This window comes from Modicisalibacter coralii (genome assembly GCF_004117855.1).
GTDB lineage: Bacteria > Pseudomonadota > Gammaproteobacteria > Pseudomonadales > Halomonadaceae > Modicisalibacter > Modicisalibacter coralii.
In genome coordinates this window covers 28392-44473 of record NZ_QWBW01000038.1, presented here as the reverse complement: position 1 = coordinate 44473, position 16082 = coordinate 28392, and the positions used below count along the sequence as shown (strand labels likewise).

Sequence of the window (16082 nt, the reverse complement as noted above, 5' to 3'; positions counted from 1 at the left end):
GTGGCTTGGCCTGGACCCCGAACCCCGGCTAATTTAGAAACAGGACCTGCCGCAAGAGACGCCGACGATGTGCCATGTCTATGCCTCCACCGATCCGCAACGCTACGAGAGCACCACGCGGTCGGTGCGCCTCCAGGGCTGCGTGACCAGCGTGCGCCTGGAAAACGAGTTCTGGGAGATCCTCGATGGCCTGGCCGCCGAGCAGGACCTGTCGACCGCCCGCTTCATCAGCCAGCTGCACGACGAGGTCATCGCCGAGCGCGGCGCGGTGCCCAACCTGGCCTCGCTGTTGCGCGTCGCCTGCGCCGTGCACCTGCATCTTCGCGGCAATGCCGACGCGCAAGGCCGCACCGACAACCCGGCCGCCCGGCAACGCGCATGACGGGATCGGCTCGCCCCTGGCGCCGGCTCCGGGCCGGTAGCGTCCTGCTGATGACGCTGTGGCTCGCCGGCTGTGCCGGTCCGCAGATGCGCATGGCCGACCTGGAGAACGGCGGCCGGGCGCCGCTGTCGATCGAGCGGGCGATGATCCTCGCCAATGCCCGTCAGGCGCTGGGCATCCCCTACGTCTATGGCGGCGACTCGCCCGACGGCGTCGACTGTTCGGGCCTGGTGCAGATGACCTACCGCACCGCGGGGATCCCGGTGCCGCGTACCGCCGAGCAGCAGTACGAACGCCTGCCGGAACGCGACGCCGCCCGCCCCGGGGACCTGCTGTTCTTCGGCTCGGGATCGCGGGCCACTCATGTCGGCATCTATCTGGGCCGGCAGCGGATGATCCACGCCCCGGGGCGCGGCCGCGAGGTCACCACCACCTCGCTGGATCTCGACTACTGGCGCGAGCACTACCTGGGCGCCGCGGGGCCGGCGCCCTGAACGGCCTGCGCATCGAGTCCGCCACCCGCGAGGACTGCCGCGCTATCGCCGAGGTGCACGTCGTGGCATGGCGCCACGCCTACGCCGACCTGCTGCCCGCCGCTTACCTGGACGCCCTCTCGGTCGACGACAGCGAGAACCGCTGGCGGGAACGGCTCGCCGGCGGCGACGCCCACCTGTTGCAGGCGTGCCACGCGGGCCGGGTGCTGGGCTTCATCGCCGTCGGCGCGTCACGCGACGCAGACGCCCCCGACGATCGCGCCGAGATCCAGGCCTTCTACATCGCCCCGGAGCACTGGTCGACCGGCGTGGGCCGCCGATTGTGGCTCGCCGCGCAGCGCCACATCCGCTCCCGCGGCTATACCGCCATCAGCCTGTGGGCGATCGCCGACAATCGCCGTGGCAGGCGTTTCTACGAGCGCGCGGGCTTCGTGGCGGAACCGGCATCGCGACAACCCTTCGAACTCGGCGGCACCCGGCTGGAGGAAATTCGTTACCACCGCCCGGCCGCCGACTGACCGCGCGGAATGATCTACGCTCAAGGATGGTCATCGACCGAGCCGAGAAAAGGAGTCTTCACCGTGGCTGATCAACCGTTTCTGACCGACATCCAGACGATTCGCCAGCGCGCCCGCGAACACATCGAGCGCGGCGCCGTCACCGAGGGTTACACCGCCGACCGGGAGAACGTCATCCAGTTGCTCAACGAGGCGCTGGCCACCGAGATCGTCTGCACCCTGCGCTACAAGCGCCATTACTACATGGCCGACGGCCTGAGCGCGAACATCGCCGCCAACGAGTTCCTCGAGCATGCCCAGCAGGAACAGCAGCACGCCGACTGGCTGGCCGAACGCATCGTCCAGCTCGGCGGCGCGCCCAACTTCTCGCCCGAGGGCCTGCTGACCCGCGCTCACGCCGAGTACATCGAGGGCGACTCGCTGCGCGAGATGATCAAGGAGGACCTGATCGCCGAGCGCATCGCCATCGACAGCTATCGCGAGATCGCCACCTATCTCGGCGACAAGGACCCGACCTCGCGGCGCATCATGGAGGACATCCTCGCCCAGGAAGAGGAACACGCCGACGACATGGCCGGGTTGCTCGAGGGCCTCGATAACCGCTGATCCGCCGGGGGTTGTTTCCCGCGCGCGGCGCCCCGATGTCATCATCGGGCGAGACACACCCCGTCCGAGCCTCGCGCCACCAGGGCGCGGGTCTCCCACCGGTCTTTTAAGGAGGTTGCACCAATGGCACTGCATCTTGGCGATACCGCCCCGGATTTCACTCAGGAAAGCACCGAGGGCACGATCCACTTCCACGAGTGGGCCGGCGACAACTGGGTCGTGCTGTTCTCGCATCCCAAGGACTTCACCCCGGTCTGCACCACCGAGCTCGGCGAAGTCTCGCGGCTGAAGCCGGAGTTCGAGAAGCGCAACGCCAAGGCGATCGGCCTGTCGGTGGACCCGCTCGAGGACCACAAGGCCTGGGCCGGCGATATCCAGGAAACCCAGGGCCATGGCCTCAACTTCCCGCTGCTCGCCGACAGCGACCGCAAGGTCAGCACGCTCTACGACATGATTCACCCCAACGCCAACGACACCCTGACGGTGCGTAGCGTGTTCATCATCGACCCCAACAAGAAGATCCGCCTGACCATCACCTATCCGGCCAGCACCGGGCGCAACTTCAGCGAGATCCTGCGGGTGATCGACAGCCTGCAGCTCACCGACGACCAGAAGGTGGCGACGCCGGTCAACTGGAACGAAGGCGACGACTGCATCATCGTGCCGTCAGTGTCCAACGAGCAGGCCAAGGAACTCTTCCCCCAGGGCTGGGACGAGAAGAAGCCCTATCTGCGCATGGTCAAGCTCGACAAGTGAGCCCCCCGCGTCCCGGCCGCCGGCCGGGACTCTTCTCTCCCGCCGCCGTTTTCGCCCCCGACGACGCTTGATCCATATCAAGAGTCAGGCGCTTTATTAGCCGGCTCACCGGCCGCCGAGCGCTCCACCCGCCTTTCCCGTCGATAAAATTACCTACAAAACAAAGTCTTGCATGTTTCGCCGTGCGTAATGGCCGCACCGCCGTCGACGTTGGGGATGACGCTGCGGCGCAGTATCCTGAACCCGGGTCAGGCCGAGCAGGCCCGGCAACGTTCAGTGAGGCGGCCACGCCGCGGGGGAGCGAGACATGACGGAGTCGATCATCGCCTTCACGGGCATCACCGCGATCGTCGGCGACATCGTCGAGATCGACGTGGCCGCGGCCCGGCGCATGGGACTCTCGCCCCGCAATCGCGAGCTGGCGCTGCTCGAGCAGGACGGCCGGGCCTTCTCGTTGGCCCAGGTGGTGCGGCTGACGCGCGACACCGCCTCGCTGCAGGTGTTCGCCGGCACCCAGGGGCTGTCCAACCGGGCCAGCGTGCGCTTTCTCGGCGAGATGCTGCGCGCCATCTATTCGGACAACATCTACGGGCGGGTCTTCAATGGCGCCGGGCGGCCCATCGATGGCGGGCCCGGTCTCGCCGACGATCCGCGCATCGCCATCGCCGGCCCCACCGTCAACCCCATGTCGCGGATCCTCGCCTCGCGGATGATCCGCACCGACATCCCCATGATCGATGTCTTCAACTGCCTGGTGGAGAGCCAGAAGATCCCCATCTTCTCGGTGCCCGGCGAACCCTACAACGCCCTGCTGGCACGCATCGGCATCCAGGCCGATGCCGACGTGGTGATCTTCGCCGGGATGGGCCTGATCTTCGATGACTTCCACACCTTCCGGAAGACCTTCGAGGACGCCGGCATCCTCGCGCGCACGGTGATGTTCGCCAACCTGGCCTCCGACCCGGTGGTCGAACGCACGCTGATCCCCGACCTCGCCCTGGCGGTGGCCGAACGGCTGGCGGTCGAGGCCGGCAAGCGCGTGCTGGTGCTGATGACCGACATGACCGCCTTCGCCGATGCCCTCAAGGAACTGGGCATCGCCATGGAGCACATCCCCTCCAATCGCGGCTACATGGGCGATCTCTACTCGCAGCTGGCGCGCCGCTACGAAAAGGCCTGCGACTTCCGCGGCGCCGGCTCGGTGACCATCCTCTCGGTGACCACCATGCCGGGCAACGACGTCACCCACCCGGTCCCCGACAACACCGGCTACATCACCGAGGGCCAGTTCTACCTGCACGACGGTGAACTCGACCCATTCGGCTCGCTGTCGCGCCTCAAGCAGCACGTCATCGGCAAGCAGACCCGCGAGGATCACGGCGCGCTGATGAACACCATGATCCGCTACTACGCCGAGGGCGTGGAGGCCGAGCAGAAACAGGCGATGGCCTTCGAGCTCTCGGCGCACGACCGCCGCCTGATGCGCTTCGCCACCGCCTTCCGCGAGCGCTTCATGACGCTCGAGGTCCAGAAACCCCTGGAGACGGCGCTGGACGACGGCTGGGCCCTGCTCGCCGAATGCTTCGACGCCGACGACGTGATCATCAAGCAATCGCTCAAGGACACCTACTGGCCCGCTCATGTCGCAAGCCACGCTCAACAAGAGCGCGCTGAGTCGCCTTGAGCGCCAGCGCGACCTCTACAAGCGCTTTCTGCCGTCGCTGGAGATGAAGCGTCGCACGCTGCTCGCCGAACGCCAGCAGACCGCCGCGCAACTGGCCGCGCAACGCGCCGAGATCGACGCCCTCGAGGCCGAGGTCGGCGAGGCGTTGCCGATGCTCGCCGACGACGACGTCGTCCTGGAGGCACCGCTGCGCATCGCCACCCTGCGCCTGGGCGACGAGAACCGGGTCGGCGTGCGCCTGCCGGTGCTCGCCGAGCTCGCCATCGAGCGCGCCGCCTACCCGCGACTGGTCCAGCCGCACTGGATGGACGGCGTGCTCGAGCGCCTGGAGCAGCGCCTGCGCCTCGAGGTGGCACAACGCATCGCGACCCGGCGCCTGGCGATTCTCGACGCCGCCGCGCGCACCGTGACCCAGCGGGTCAACCTGTTCGAGAAGGTGATGATCCCCCAGGCCGAGTCGGCCATCGCGCGCATCGAGCTGTATCTCGCCGACCAGGAACGCGCCAGCGTGGTGCGCGCCAAGCTGGCCAAGCGCAAGCGTCAGGCCGCCGAGCGACGCGAGGAGGGCGCATGAGTATCGTCGCCATGCAGCGAGTCACCCTGATCGGCCTGGTCGATCGCAAGCGCGAGACGCTGCGCCGACTGCAGGCGCTGGGCGTGATGCACGTCGATGCGCCGGCCGTGCCCGAGGCCGCGGACCGGCGCGAGTCGCTGGAGCTTCACCAGGCGTTGACGTACCTGCTCGCCTGCCCGCATCGCCGCCGCCTGCAACGCCCGGCCGACACGCCAGGGCTGGGCGAGCTGCTCGAGACGATTCACACCAATCGCCGGCGGCGCGAGGATCTCATCGACCGTCTCACCCTGCTGCGCCGCCATCGGCGCGCCCTCGCGCCCTGGGGGGACTTCCACTTCCCGCCGCTCGAGGCCCTGGGCGGACAGCGCCTGTGGTTCTACCGGGTACCGCTGGGCAAGCACCGCCTGCTCGAGGCCCTCGACCTGCCCTGGCAGGTGGTCAACCGCGACCATCGCGAACTCTATCTGGTGGTGATCGCGCCCGAGGAGCCGACCGGCGAGCAGGTGCCCTTCGCGCGGTCGCACACCGGCTCGCGGTCGCTGACGGCGGTCGATGCCGCCATCGAGACGGCGCGCAGCGAACTCGAGGATCTCGACGCCGAACGCTTCATGCTGACCCGCTGGATCGTCACCCTCGCCGGCCACGTCGCGCAGGCCGCCGACACCGCCGAGCTGCTGCGCATCATGCGCGCCAGCGACGACACGGCGGAAGCGCTGTTCGTGATCCACGGCTGGGTCCCGCGGGAACGTCTCCCGGCACTGGTCGCGCTCGACGAGAGCGGCGAGGTGGCCCTGCTCGAGCGCCCCCCGGCGGACGACGAGGAGCCGCCGGTGCTGCTCGACAATCCCGAGTGGCTGGCCGGCGGCGAGGAGGCGGTCAAGTTCTTCCAGCTTCCCGGCTATCGCAGCGCCGACCCCTCGGCGATGGTGGGGCTCTCGTTCGCGCTGTTCTTCGCCATCATCCTCGCCGACGCCGGCTACGCGCTGGTGTTCGGCGCCCTGGTGGCGCTCGCTCGGCCGCGCTGGAAACGCTCACGCACCGGCCGCCGGCTGGGTCGGCTGGGCCTGGCGATGAGCGCCGGCGGCCTGCTCTACGGGGTGCTGGTGGGCAGCTATTTCGGGCTCGCGCCGCCGGCGCACAGCTGGGCGGCGGGGCTGGCCGTCATGTCGATGGACGACTTCGGCGGCATGATGCGCCTGTCGATCACCATCGGCGTCTGCCACCTGATCGCCGGCAACGCCCTCGCGGCCCGTCATGCCCGGCCGCGCCGGCGGGCGCTGAGCAATGGGGGCTGGATTCTCATGCTGGCCAGCGGTTTCGCCCTGTGGCTGTCCCTGCCGACCCAGGCGCCGCGCCTGCCCTGGCTGGTCGGGCTGATCCTGGGCGCCGTTCTGGTGCTGCTGTTCACCCGGGTCACGCCGCGCATCGACGGCTGGCGCCCGGCCCTGCAGCGGCTGATCGCCGGCCTCACCGCGCTGGGCTCGGTGACCCAGGCCTTCGGCCACGCCCTGAGCTACATGCGGCTGTTCGCCCTGGGCCTGGCCAGCGCCTCGCTGGCGGTCACCTTCAATCAACTGGCCGTCGACGTCCGCGATGCCGTGGCCGGCGCCGGGCCGCTGCTGTTCGTGCTGATCCTGCTGCTCGGCCATGCGCTCAACTTCGCCCTGGCCCTGATGGGCGGGGTGGTGCACGGGCTGCGCCTCAATCTCATCGAGTTCCTGCGCTGGGGCGTTACCGGCGAGGGACGACCGTATCAGGCATTCGCCAATCAGGAGGAATCGACGTGGATCAAGTGATACTGGCGCTCGGCTGGCTGGGCATCTATGCCCCGGTGGCGCTGGGCGCGATCGGCAGTTCGATCGGCTGCACCCTGGCCGGGCAGGCCGCGGCGGGCGCGCTGCTCGACGTCGAGAGCGGCTACGGCAAGTACATCGGCCTGGCGGCGATGCCGTCCACCCAGTCGATCTTCGGCATCGTCATCATGTTCTCGCTCAACCGCGAGGTGAGTCTCGCCAACGCTCCGGGACTGGCGGCGGTGGGCCTGCTGGCCGGGCTGGCGATGCTGTTCAACTCCGTCTATCAGGGGCGCGCCCTGGTCAGCGCCATCGAGGCGTCCAAGAACAAGCCGGAGATCTTCGGCCTGTCGCTCGCGCCCTCGGCGATCGTCGAAGGCTTCGCGGTGTTCGCCTTCGTCTTCGCCCTGGTGCTGAGCGGCGCCCTGCCGCAGTGAGGAACGCCATGAATCCTGCATCCACCGCCAACCAGCACGGCGTCCAGACGCTGCTCGATACCCTGCGCGAACAGGGCGTCGAGGCGGGGCGCCAGGAAGCCGCGCGCCTGGTCGAGGACGCCGAGCAACGCGCCGACTGGCTGCTCGCCCAAGCCCGCGAGGAAGCCGAACGCATCACCCGGGAGGCCAACGCCGAGGCCGAGCAGTTGCGCGAGGGCGGCCGCCAGGCGCTCACCCTGGCCTACCGCGACCTCTGCCTGACCGCCCGCGACACCTTCAGCCAGCAATTCGCCAGCGAGCTGCAGAGCCTGGTGCGCGAGGCACTCGACACGCCCGACGTCCTGGCGCGCCTGCTGCAGGCGGCGGCCACGCGCAGCGCCGTCCCCGACGATACCGAGGGCGAGGCGTTGCTGCCCGAGCGGGTGATCGGCCTGGCGGAACTGCGCGACGACCCGCAGGCCCTGCACGAGGGCGCGCTGCCCGACTTGCTCGCTCAGGTCGCCCGGGCGATGCTCGCGCGCGGCATCACCCTGCGCGGCGACCCCGACGTGGACGCCGGCGTGCATTTCGTGCTCGACGACGGCCGCGTGCATGTCGACCTCAGCGACCAGGCGCTGGCCGCCCTGCTGCTGCGCCATCTGCAGCCGCGCTTTCGCGCCCTGCTCGAAGGCGTGGTCGCCTGACACGGAGCCCGGCATGTCCCGAGACGCCTACCGCTATGTGACCCTGCTGTGTTCGCTGCCGCATCTGCGCCCGCCGTTTCACTGGGAGCGGCCGCCGATCTCGCGGGTCCGCCTCGAGCAGCGCCTGACCCTGCTCGAGGCCCGTGACCGGGCCCTGCTGGCACGCGTGGAGGCGGTCGCCCGACCGTATCGCGGCAGCGGTTGGCACGATGACGCGGCACTGCTCGGCGAGGCCCGCGACCTGCTGGCCGAGCTGGGCCTCGCGCCGCTGGCCGACTGGCTCGTCTGGTGGCTGACGCTCGACGTGCTCACCGCCGCCCTGCGCGCGCGCCGCGACGGCCAGACCGAGGCGGGCGCGCTGTCGGCGGCGCCGCGGGTCGGCCGCCGACTGCGCGATGCCTGGCAGCACCCGACCTTCGCCCTGGCGACCCGCTACCCCTGGCTGACGCCGCTCGCCGACCAGGTCCAGGCCGGCGACAGCCTCGCCGTCGAGACCACCCAGTTGGAGCTGGGCTGGGACTACCTCGCCCGCCACCGCCCCGCGACGCCTTACGGCCTCGAGGCCGTGGCGCACTACCTGTTCCGCTGGTGGCTGATCGAACGCCGTTGCCGGCAGGACGGCCCGGGGGCCAGGCAGCGCTTTCGCGAGGCCCTCGTCACGCCGCCCGACCTCGACAGCACCCTGGAGGCCTTTGCATGACCGCAGCGCCCGACACCCCTGCCACGGCGGTACCCAGTGCCCACGTGGTGGCCATCAACGACGACGTGGTGACCCTGGCCCTCGATGACCCGGCCCGGGGCGGCTGGATCAAGAACGAGGTGGTCTATCTCTGCCCGCCGCCCGACCCGGGGCAGACCGAGACCCGCCTCAAGGCCGAGGTGCTGCGGGTGCGCGGCAGCGAGGCCGACGCCCAGGTCTACGAGGATATCGCCGGGGTCGGCATCGGCGATGCGGTGATCCAGAGCGGCGAGCAATTGGCGGTGACCCTCGGCCCCGGCCTGCTCGGCCAGGTCTTCGACGGCCTGCAGAACCCGTTGCCGCGCCTCGAGGCGCTCAGCGGGCGTTTCCTGCAGCGCGGCCTCGACGTCCCCGCCCTGGACCGCGACCAGCACTGGGCCTTCGAGCCACGGGTGCGCAGCGGCGATAACGTGAGCGCCGGCGATACCCTGGGCACGGTGGCGGAAGGGCGTTTCACGCACCGCCTCTTCGTGCCCTTCGACTGGCCGGGCCGTTACCGGGTCGCCTGGGTCCAGGCGGGCAGCGTCGATGTCGAGACCGTGGTCGCCCGGCTCACCGACGAGCACGGCAGGGAACACCCCCTGACGCTGGCCCAGCGCTGGCCGATCCGCCGGCCGCTGGCCGCCCCGCTGGAAAGGACCGGCCGGGTCCGCCGCGAGTACCCCGACGCCCCACTGATCACCACCCTGCGCCTGATCGACACGCTCTTTCCCATCGCCCGGGGCGGCACCGCCTGCATCCCGGGCCCCTTCGGCGCCGGCAAGACGGTGCTGCAGAACCTGATCTCGCGCTACTCGGACGTCGATATCGTGATCGTCGTCGCCTGCGGCGAGCGCGCCGGCGAAGTGGTCGAGACGATCAACGAATTCCCCCAGCTCGCCGACCCGCGCACCGGCGGCACGCTGATGGACCGCACGATCATCATCTGCAACACCTCGTCGATGCCGGTGGCCGCCCGCGAGGCGTCGATCCACACCGGCATCACCCTGGGCGAGTACTACCGCCAGATGGGCTACGACGTGCTGCTGATCGCCGACTCCACCTCGCGCTGGGCCCAGGCGATGCGCGAGACGTCCGGGCGGCTCGAGGAGATCCCCGGCGAGGAGGCCTTTCCCGCCTATCTGGAATCGTCGATCCGCCAGCTCTACGAACGCGCCGGCGTCGTGCGCCTCGACGCCGAGTCCACCGGCAGCCTGACGCTGATCGGCACCGTCTCGCCGGCCGGCGGCAACTTCGAGGAGCCGGTCACCCAGGGCACGCTCAATACCGTCAAGACCTTCCTGGGGCTGAGCTACGACCGCGCCTACAAGCGCTATTACCCCGCCGTCGATCCGCTGATCTCCTGGTCGCGCTACCGCGATCAACTGGCCCCCTGGTATCGCCGCGAGCTGGGCGACGACTGGCCCGGCCGCGTCGAGCGCCTGCAGCGCCTGCTCCACGCCGGCGACGCGATCCAGCGGATGATGCAGGTCACCGGCGAGGAGGGCGTCAGCGACGCCGATTACCTGACCCACCAGAAGGCCGCGCTGGTGGATCAGGCCTATCTGCAGCAGGACGCCTTCGACCCGGTCGACGTCTCGACCCCGCTGGCGCGCCAGAAGGCGGCGCTCGACCTGCTCGACCGGGTGACGGCGATGGACGGGCCCTTCGCCGACAAGGCAGCGATCCGCGCGACCTTCACGCGCTTCGCCGACCTGTTTCACAACCTGAACGGGACCGCCACCGACAGCGACGCCTACCGCCAGTACCGCACGCGCATCGAGGCGCTGATCGCGGGCGACGCCGGCACGCAGCACGCGACGGCCCCCGCCGCCGAGGAGGGGCAGCAGGGGGCGACCTGAGGCGCCGGCTCAGCGCCCGGTCAGCCCCGTGAAGAAGCTAACGGCGTTGGCCTCCAGCCCTTCCAGATAGTAGCCGCCCTCCTGCACCACCAGCGTCGGCCGCTCGAGGTCGGCCACCGCCCGCCCGAGCCGGGCGAAGCCGGGGGTGGTGACGGCGACCTTGGCCTGCGGGTCCTTCTCGAAGATGTCGAAGCCCAGCGCCAGCACCACGGCGTCCGGCTCGAACAGCCGGATCGCCTGGCAGGCCTCTTCCAGCCGCGCGAAGAACACCGCTTCCGAGGCGCCGTGCGACATCGGCAGGTTGAGGTTGTAACCGTAGCCGGCGCCATGCCCGCGCTCATCCTCGAAGCCGCAGACCGCCGGATAGAAGTTGGTGGTGTCGCCGTGGATCGAGACGTACATCACGTCGTCGCGCGCATAGAAGATCTCCTGCACGCCCTGGCCATGGTGCATGTCGGTATCCAGCACCACCACGCGCGGATAGCGCGCGGTCAGATGCTGGGCGGCGATGGCGGCGTTGTTGAGAAAGCAGAAGCCGCCGGCCGAGTCGACCCCCGCGTGATGGCCGGGGGGCCGCGACAGGGCATAGGCGAAGCGCTCGCCCGCCAGCAGCGCCTCGGCGCCGGCCACCGCGCTCTGCGCCGAGGCGTAGGCGGCCTGCCAGGTGTGCTCGCCGACCGGCGCGCTGCCGTCGGCCAGGTAGCGCGCCGCCTCGGCGAGGATGCCGCGCAGCGCATTGGGCGAGCGCACGAAGACGTTGGAGATCACCTCCTCGCCCCAGTCCTCGTCGAGCGCGTGCCAGCGCCGGTGGGCGCTTTCCAGAAAGCGCAGGTAGGGTAGCGAATGAACCGCGCGCAGCGGCGTCACGCCGTGATCGCGCGGTGCCTGGATGTCGAAGCCCAGGCGTTCGGCGGCCGCCAGCAGGTGCTCGGCGCGCTGGCGCACTTCCTGGGGCGTGCGCAGCTTGCCGCGGGAAAAATAGGTCTGCGGCTGATGCAGACGCTGGTCGTCGTGGAAGAAGGTCTTCATCGCTGTGTCCTCGTCGGCCTCGCTCAATAACCCGCCTGGCGATCCACCTGGCTCGCCGGTTGACGCCCCGCGTCGAGATCGCGCAGCGCCGCTGCCACCTCCTGGGCGACCTGGCTGGGCGTCGAGTCGCAGGCGTCGTGCGGCGTGACCAGGATCCGCTCGTGACGCCAGAACGCATGACCCGGCGGCAACGGCTCGACCGCGAACACGTCCAGCGAGGCAGCCGACAACCGACCGCTGTCCAGCGCGACCAGCAGATCATCCTCGATGAGATGTTCTCCGCGCCCGACGTGGATCAACACGGCACCCGCGGGCAATCGCGAGAACAGTGTGGCATTCAGGATGCCGCGCGTCTGCGCCGTCAGCGGCAGCAGGTTGATCAGGATATCGCTGCGCGCCGCGAGCCGCTCGAGCCCCGCCTCACCGGTGAACCCCTCGACGCCGGCCGGCAGATTGCGTCCGCTGCGCGAGTAGATCGCCAGGTCGTAATCCAGCGCCACGAGCGCGCGCGCGACCGCCCCGCCCATCCTGCCCGCCCCCAGCAACCCTACCCGCACGTCAGCGGCGTCGCGCTTCGGCAGACGCTCCCAGTGCCGTTGACGCTGATGACTCAGATAGTCGCCGAAGCGGCGGTGATGCCACAGCACGTGCCAGGTCACGAATCCCGCCATCATCTGCGCCTGGGACTCCCCGGCAATGCGCATCAGCGGCACGTCGCTCGGCAGGCTGGGGCTGGCGAGAATCCCATTGACGCCGGCGGCGATCGACGACACCAGGCGCAGGTTGGGATAGGCGCGAAAATCGTCGGGCCCCGGATCCCAGGCCAGCGCAAAGGTCACGCTTTCGGGCTCGGTGACGGCATCCGGCAACGCCAGACGACACTGCGGCGCCACCTGCTCGAAGGCGGCAATGTAGGTCGTCATGATCTCGGGCGAGCCGAGCAGTACGCCGTGAATCGGTCGGGGCTCGTCGCGGGGGGCGCCGGTGGACCGGGCCGGTGGCGGGTTGGGGGGCATGGGCGTCCTCGTGTGATCGATTACGGCATTCGCGGGGCGGCGGCCGGTGCGGCAGCGGCGGTCGCGTCGTCATGCCGGCCGGGAATCGCCGCCAGCAACTCGCGGGTATAGGGGTGGCTCGGCGCCTGGAAGATCCGTTCGGCACTGCCCTGCTCGACGATGCATCCCTTCTGCATGACGATCAGCCGGTCGCAGATCTGTGCCGCCACGCGCAGGTCGTGGGTGATGAACAGCAGCGACAGCGAGAGCTCCGTCTTGAGCCGCTCGAGCAGCTCGAGCACCTGGGCCTGGATCGACACGTCCAGCGCCGAGACCGCTTCGTCGGCGACGATCAGCTCGGGGTCCAGGGCCAGGGCGCGGGCGATACCGATACGCTGGCGCTGCCCGCCGGAGAACTCGTGGGGGAAGCGGTCGGCGGCCGCGGCGTCCAGGCCCACCGTGGTCAGCAACTGGCGTGCCCGCTCCAGGGCCCGCGCCCGGGGCACGCCGTTGGCGATGGGCCCCTGGGCGATCGCCATGCCGACGCGGATACGCGGGTTGAGCGAGGCGTAGGGGTCCTGGAACACCATCTGGATGTGGCGGCGCTGCTCGCGCAGGGCCTGCCCGGTGAGTGTTCGCAGGTCGGTGCCGGCGAGCCGGATCCCGCCGCTGTCGGGGGTCTCGAGGCCGACGATGCAGCGCCCCAGGGTCGACTTGCCCGACCCCGACTCGCCGACGATGCCCAGCGTCTCGCCACGCCCCAGGGTAAAGCCGACCTCGTCGAGGGCGACCACCTCGCGGCGTGGCTGCCACCAGCCACCCCGTGAGCGATAGACCTTGTTCAGTCCCTCGACCGTCAGCAACGGCGCGGGATCGGCGCCGTCGCGGGCGGGAGCCGCCACACCGCCGGGGATCGCCGCGATCAGGGTGCGGGTGTAGGCGTGGCGCGGGCTTGCCAGCACCTCGCGGGCGTCGCCCATCTCGACGATCCGCCCCTCGCACATCACGCACACACGATCGGCGATCTCGGCGACCACGCCGAAATCGTGGGTGATGAACATCACCGCCATGCCGCGGCGCTTTTGCAGGTCCCTGATCAGGTGGAGGATCTGCGCCTGGGTCGTGACGTCGAGCGCCGTGGTCGGCTCGTCGGCGACCAGCAGCTGCGGCTCGAGTGCCAGGGCCATGGCGATCATCACCCGCTGACGCTGGCCGCCGGAGAGCTCGAACGGATAGGCGCGCAGCGCGCTGGGCGGATCGGGCAGACGCACCTCCTCGAGCAGCGCCAGGGCCTTCTCGCGCCGCTCGCGGGCCGTCAGCAGACCATGGGCCTCGAAGACCTCGGCGATCTGGTCGCCGACGCGCATCAGCGGATTGAGCGCGGTCATCGGCTCCTGGAAGACCATGCCGATGCGCCGGCCGCGCAACGCGCGGTGGGTCGGCTCGTCCATCGCCAGCAGGTCCGCGCCGTCGAACAGGGCGCGGCCCTGGGTCACGCGCAGGCCGGGCGGCAGCAGCCCCATCACCGCGTTGGCGGTCATCGACTTGCCGGAACCGGACTCGCCCACCACGCACAGCACCTCGCCGGCGGCCAGCGAGTAGCTGACGTCCTCGACCGCGTAGCGGCGATCCGCGCCCTCGGGCAGGGCCAGGGTCAGGCGTTCGATCTGCAGCAGGGGTTCACTCATCGTCGACTCCTCAGCGCTGCCGCGCCAGTTGCGGATTCAGCGCGTCGTCCAGGCCCTCGCCGACCAGGTTGAGCGCCAGCACGGTCAGCAGGATGGCGACGCCGGGGATCACCGACAGCCACCAGGCCTGGCGCATCACCGTGCGCGCGGCGCCGATCATGTAGCCCCAGGACATGGTGTCCGGATCGCCGAGGCCGAGGAACGACAGCGACGATTCGAGCAGGATCGCCGTGGCCACCATCAGCGAGGCCAGCACGATCACCGGCGACAGCGTGTTGGGCAGGATCTGCTTGAGGATGAGGTCGCGGTGACCCTGCCCCACCAGGCGTGCCGCCTCGACGTACTCGCGGTGCTTGAGCGACAGGAATTCGCCGCGCACCAGGCGTGCCACCGGCGGCCAGCTGACCACGGCGATGGCCAGCACGATCGAGCCGATGCTGGGTTCCATGATCGCCACCAGCACGATCGCCAGGGCGAAGTTGGGGATGGTCTGGAAGAACTCGGTGATGCGCATCAGCACGTCGTCGGTGCGCCCGCCGAAATAGCCGGCCAGTGCGCCCAGCGGCACGCCGATCGCCAGCGCCACCAGGGTGGAGACGAAACCGACCAGCAGCGACACCCAGGCGCCGTGGGCCAGCTCGGCGGCGACGTCGCGGCCCATGGTGTCGGTACCCAGCGGGAAGCCCGGCAGCTCGCCGGGGGCCAGGAACGGCCGCTGCACCATGCGCCACGGCGACTCGGGATAGAGCAGCGGTGCCAGCAGCGCGAGCAGCACCACCAGGGCGAGGATCACCAGCCCGACCAGGGCGCCGCGATTCTGGACAAAACGGCGAAAGAAGCTCATGCGGCCTCCTTGATGCGCGGATCGGCGAGGCGATAGATCACGTCGGTGAGCATGTTGAACAGGATCACCAGCAGCGCGCAGAAGAAGAAGATGCCCAGCAGCAGATTGTAGTCGCGCTGCATCAGCGCCTCGTACATCAGCCGGCCGATGCCGGGCCAGGCGAACACCGTCTCGGTGAGCACCGCCCCGCCGACCATCTGGCCGGCCTGCAGCCCGGCCAGGGTGATGATCGGCAGCAGCGCATTGCGCAGGATGTGACGGCGCTGGATCATCCCCGGCGCGAGCCCCTTGGCGCGGGCGGTCTTGACGAAGTCCTGCTGCGCCACGCTGAGCATCGAGGCACGCGTCATGCGGGTGTAGACCGCCATGAAGAACAGCCCCAGGGTCGTCGCCGGCAGGATCAGATGCTCGGCGACGTCGAGGGCGTGGGCCAGCCCGGTGGCATCGCTGCCCACGGTGTCGTAACCGTAGGCCGGCAGCCAGCCGAGAAACACCGAGAACACCAGTACCGCCATCATCGCCACCCAGTACAGCGGCGTGGCGTAGAACAGCAGCGCCAGCCCCATGATCAGCGAGCCCGAGGGGCGCTTGGCGCGCATCGCCGCGAGCATGCCGGCGACGATGCCGCAGCCCAGCGAGATCACGAAAGCCGCCCCGGTCAGCAGCAGGGTCGCCGGCAGGCGCTCGAGGATCAGGTCGAGCACCGGCATCTGCTGGCGGTAGGAGTAGCCGAAATCCAGCGTCAGCACCCCGGCCAGGTAGTGCCAGAGCTGCATCGGCAGCGACTGGTCGAGGCCGAAGCGCTCGCGCAGGTCGGCGATGAACTGGGCATCGGTGGCGCCGGCCTCGCCGGCCATCACCATCGCCGGATCGCCCGGAGCCAGGTGGATGAGGAAGAAGTTGAGAATCAGGATCGCCAGCAGCACCAGTACCGCCTTGAGCAGGCGCGAGGCGATCAGCGACAGGTAGCGCATGTCGTGTCCTCCGCAACGCGCGCCGGCCACGGCGGGCCGGCGCGA

Annotated in this window: 17 protein-coding genes; 12 read left to right on the top strand and 5 right to left on the bottom strand. The window is 69.9% G+C overall.

Annotated features, from left to right (window positions below; translation table 11 throughout):
• The first annotated feature begins 67 nt into the window (after positions 1-67).
• The 12 genes from D0901_RS18135 (at position 68) to D0901_RS18080 (ending at position 10507) form a co-directional block, all read left to right on the top strand.
• Entirely contained in the window at positions 68-382 is a 315-nt protein-coding gene (locus tag D0901_RS18135) for a ribbon-helix-helix domain-containing protein (protein WP_129141710.1), read from the top strand.
• Entirely contained in the window at positions 379-876 is a 498-nt protein-coding gene (locus D0901_RS18130; protein ID WP_129141709.1) for a C40 family peptidase, read from the top strand. Before D0901_RS18135 ends, D0901_RS18130 begins: the two co-directional genes overlap by 4 nt.
• Positions 877-938: 62 nt before the next feature.
• Positions 939-1394, top strand: a complete 456-nt coding sequence (locus tag D0901_RS18125; RefSeq protein ID WP_162500911.1) for a GNAT family N-acetyltransferase — start codon at positions 939-941, stop codon at positions 1392-1394.
• 63 nt (positions 1395-1457) lie between these two features.
• Positions 1458-2000: a ferritin-like domain-containing protein gene (locus D0901_RS18120; protein WP_129141708.1), complete on the top strand. Its 543-nt coding sequence runs from the start codon at positions 1458-1460 to the stop codon at positions 1998-2000.
• A gap of 123 nt (positions 2001-2123) precedes the next feature.
• Positions 2124-2756, top strand: a complete 633-nt coding sequence (locus D0901_RS18115) for a peroxiredoxin (protein ID WP_129141707.1) — start codon at positions 2124-2126, stop codon at positions 2754-2756.
• Between the two features lie 307 nt (positions 2757-3063).
• On the top strand, positions 3064-4440 hold the full coding sequence (locus D0901_RS18110; RefSeq protein ID WP_129141706.1) for a V-type ATP synthase subunit B: 1377 nt from the start codon (positions 3064-3066) through the stop codon (positions 4438-4440).
• The gene (locus tag D0901_RS18105; protein WP_129141705.1) at positions 4397-5014 is read left to right on the top strand and encodes a V-type ATP synthase subunit D; all 618 of its coding nucleotides are present in this window, start codon (positions 4397-4399) and stop codon (positions 5012-5014) included. The genes D0901_RS18110 and D0901_RS18105 overlap by 44 nt, the downstream gene beginning before the upstream one ends.
• Positions 5011-6810 carry a V-type ATP synthase subunit I gene (locus tag D0901_RS18100; protein WP_129141704.1) on the top strand — a complete coding sequence of 600 codons (1800 nt, stop codon included), beginning with the start codon at positions 5011-5013 and terminating at the stop codon, positions 6808-6810. The genes D0901_RS18105 and D0901_RS18100 overlap by 4 nt, the downstream gene beginning before the upstream one ends.
• Positions 6798-7244 carry an ATP synthase subunit C gene (locus D0901_RS18095; protein ID WP_129141703.1) on the top strand — a complete coding sequence of 149 codons (447 nt, stop codon included), beginning with the start codon at positions 6798-6800 and terminating at the stop codon, positions 7242-7244. The genes D0901_RS18100 and D0901_RS18095 overlap by 13 nt, the downstream gene beginning before the upstream one ends.
• An 8-nt stretch (positions 7245-7252) precedes the next feature.
• Positions 7253-7927 carry a hypothetical protein gene (locus tag D0901_RS18090; RefSeq protein ID WP_129141702.1) on the top strand — a complete coding sequence of 225 codons (675 nt, stop codon included), beginning with the start codon at positions 7253-7255 and terminating at the stop codon, positions 7925-7927.
• 13 nt (positions 7928-7940) lie between these two features.
• Positions 7941-8627 carry a hypothetical protein gene (locus D0901_RS18085; RefSeq protein ID WP_129141701.1) on the top strand — a complete coding sequence of 229 codons (687 nt, stop codon included), beginning with the start codon at positions 7941-7943 and terminating at the stop codon, positions 8625-8627.
• On the top strand, positions 8624-10507 hold the full coding sequence (locus D0901_RS18080; RefSeq protein ID WP_129141700.1) for a V-type ATP synthase subunit A: 1884 nt from the start codon (positions 8624-8626) through the stop codon (positions 10505-10507). The genes D0901_RS18085 and D0901_RS18080 overlap by 4 nt, the downstream gene beginning before the upstream one ends.
• 9 nt (positions 10508-10516) lie before the next feature.
• On the opposite strand, the gene D0901_RS18075 is transcribed toward D0901_RS18080, so the two are convergent.
• The 5 genes from D0901_RS18075 to D0901_RS18055 are packed head-to-tail and all read right to left on the bottom strand — an operon-like array spanning position 10517 to position 16037.
• On the bottom strand, positions 10517-11536 hold the full coding sequence (locus D0901_RS18075; protein ID WP_129141699.1) for a histone deacetylase family protein: 1020 nt from the start codon (positions 11534-11536) through the stop codon (positions 10517-10519).
• 23 nt (positions 11537-11559) lie between these two features.
• A complete protein-coding gene (locus D0901_RS18070) occupies positions 11560-12552 on the bottom strand; it encodes a 2-hydroxyacid dehydrogenase (RefSeq protein WP_129141698.1) in 993 nt (330 codons plus the stop codon).
• A 20-nt stretch (positions 12553-12572) separates the two neighbouring features.
• Positions 12573-14219, bottom strand: coding sequence for an ABC transporter ATP-binding protein (locus D0901_RS18065; protein ID WP_129141697.1), 1647 nt, complete (start codon positions 14217-14219; stop codon positions 12573-12575).
• 10 nt (positions 14220-14229) lie between these two features.
• The gene (locus D0901_RS18060) at positions 14230-15063 is read right to left on the bottom strand and encodes an ABC transporter permease (RefSeq protein WP_129141696.1); all 834 of its coding nucleotides are present in this window, start codon (positions 15061-15063) and stop codon (positions 14230-14232) included.
• A complete protein-coding gene (locus D0901_RS18055) occupies positions 15060-16037 on the bottom strand; it encodes an ABC transporter permease (RefSeq protein WP_129141695.1) in 978 nt (325 codons plus the stop codon). Before D0901_RS18055 ends, D0901_RS18060 begins: the two co-directional genes overlap by 4 nt.
• Between the last annotated feature and the right edge of the window lie 45 nt (positions 16038-16082).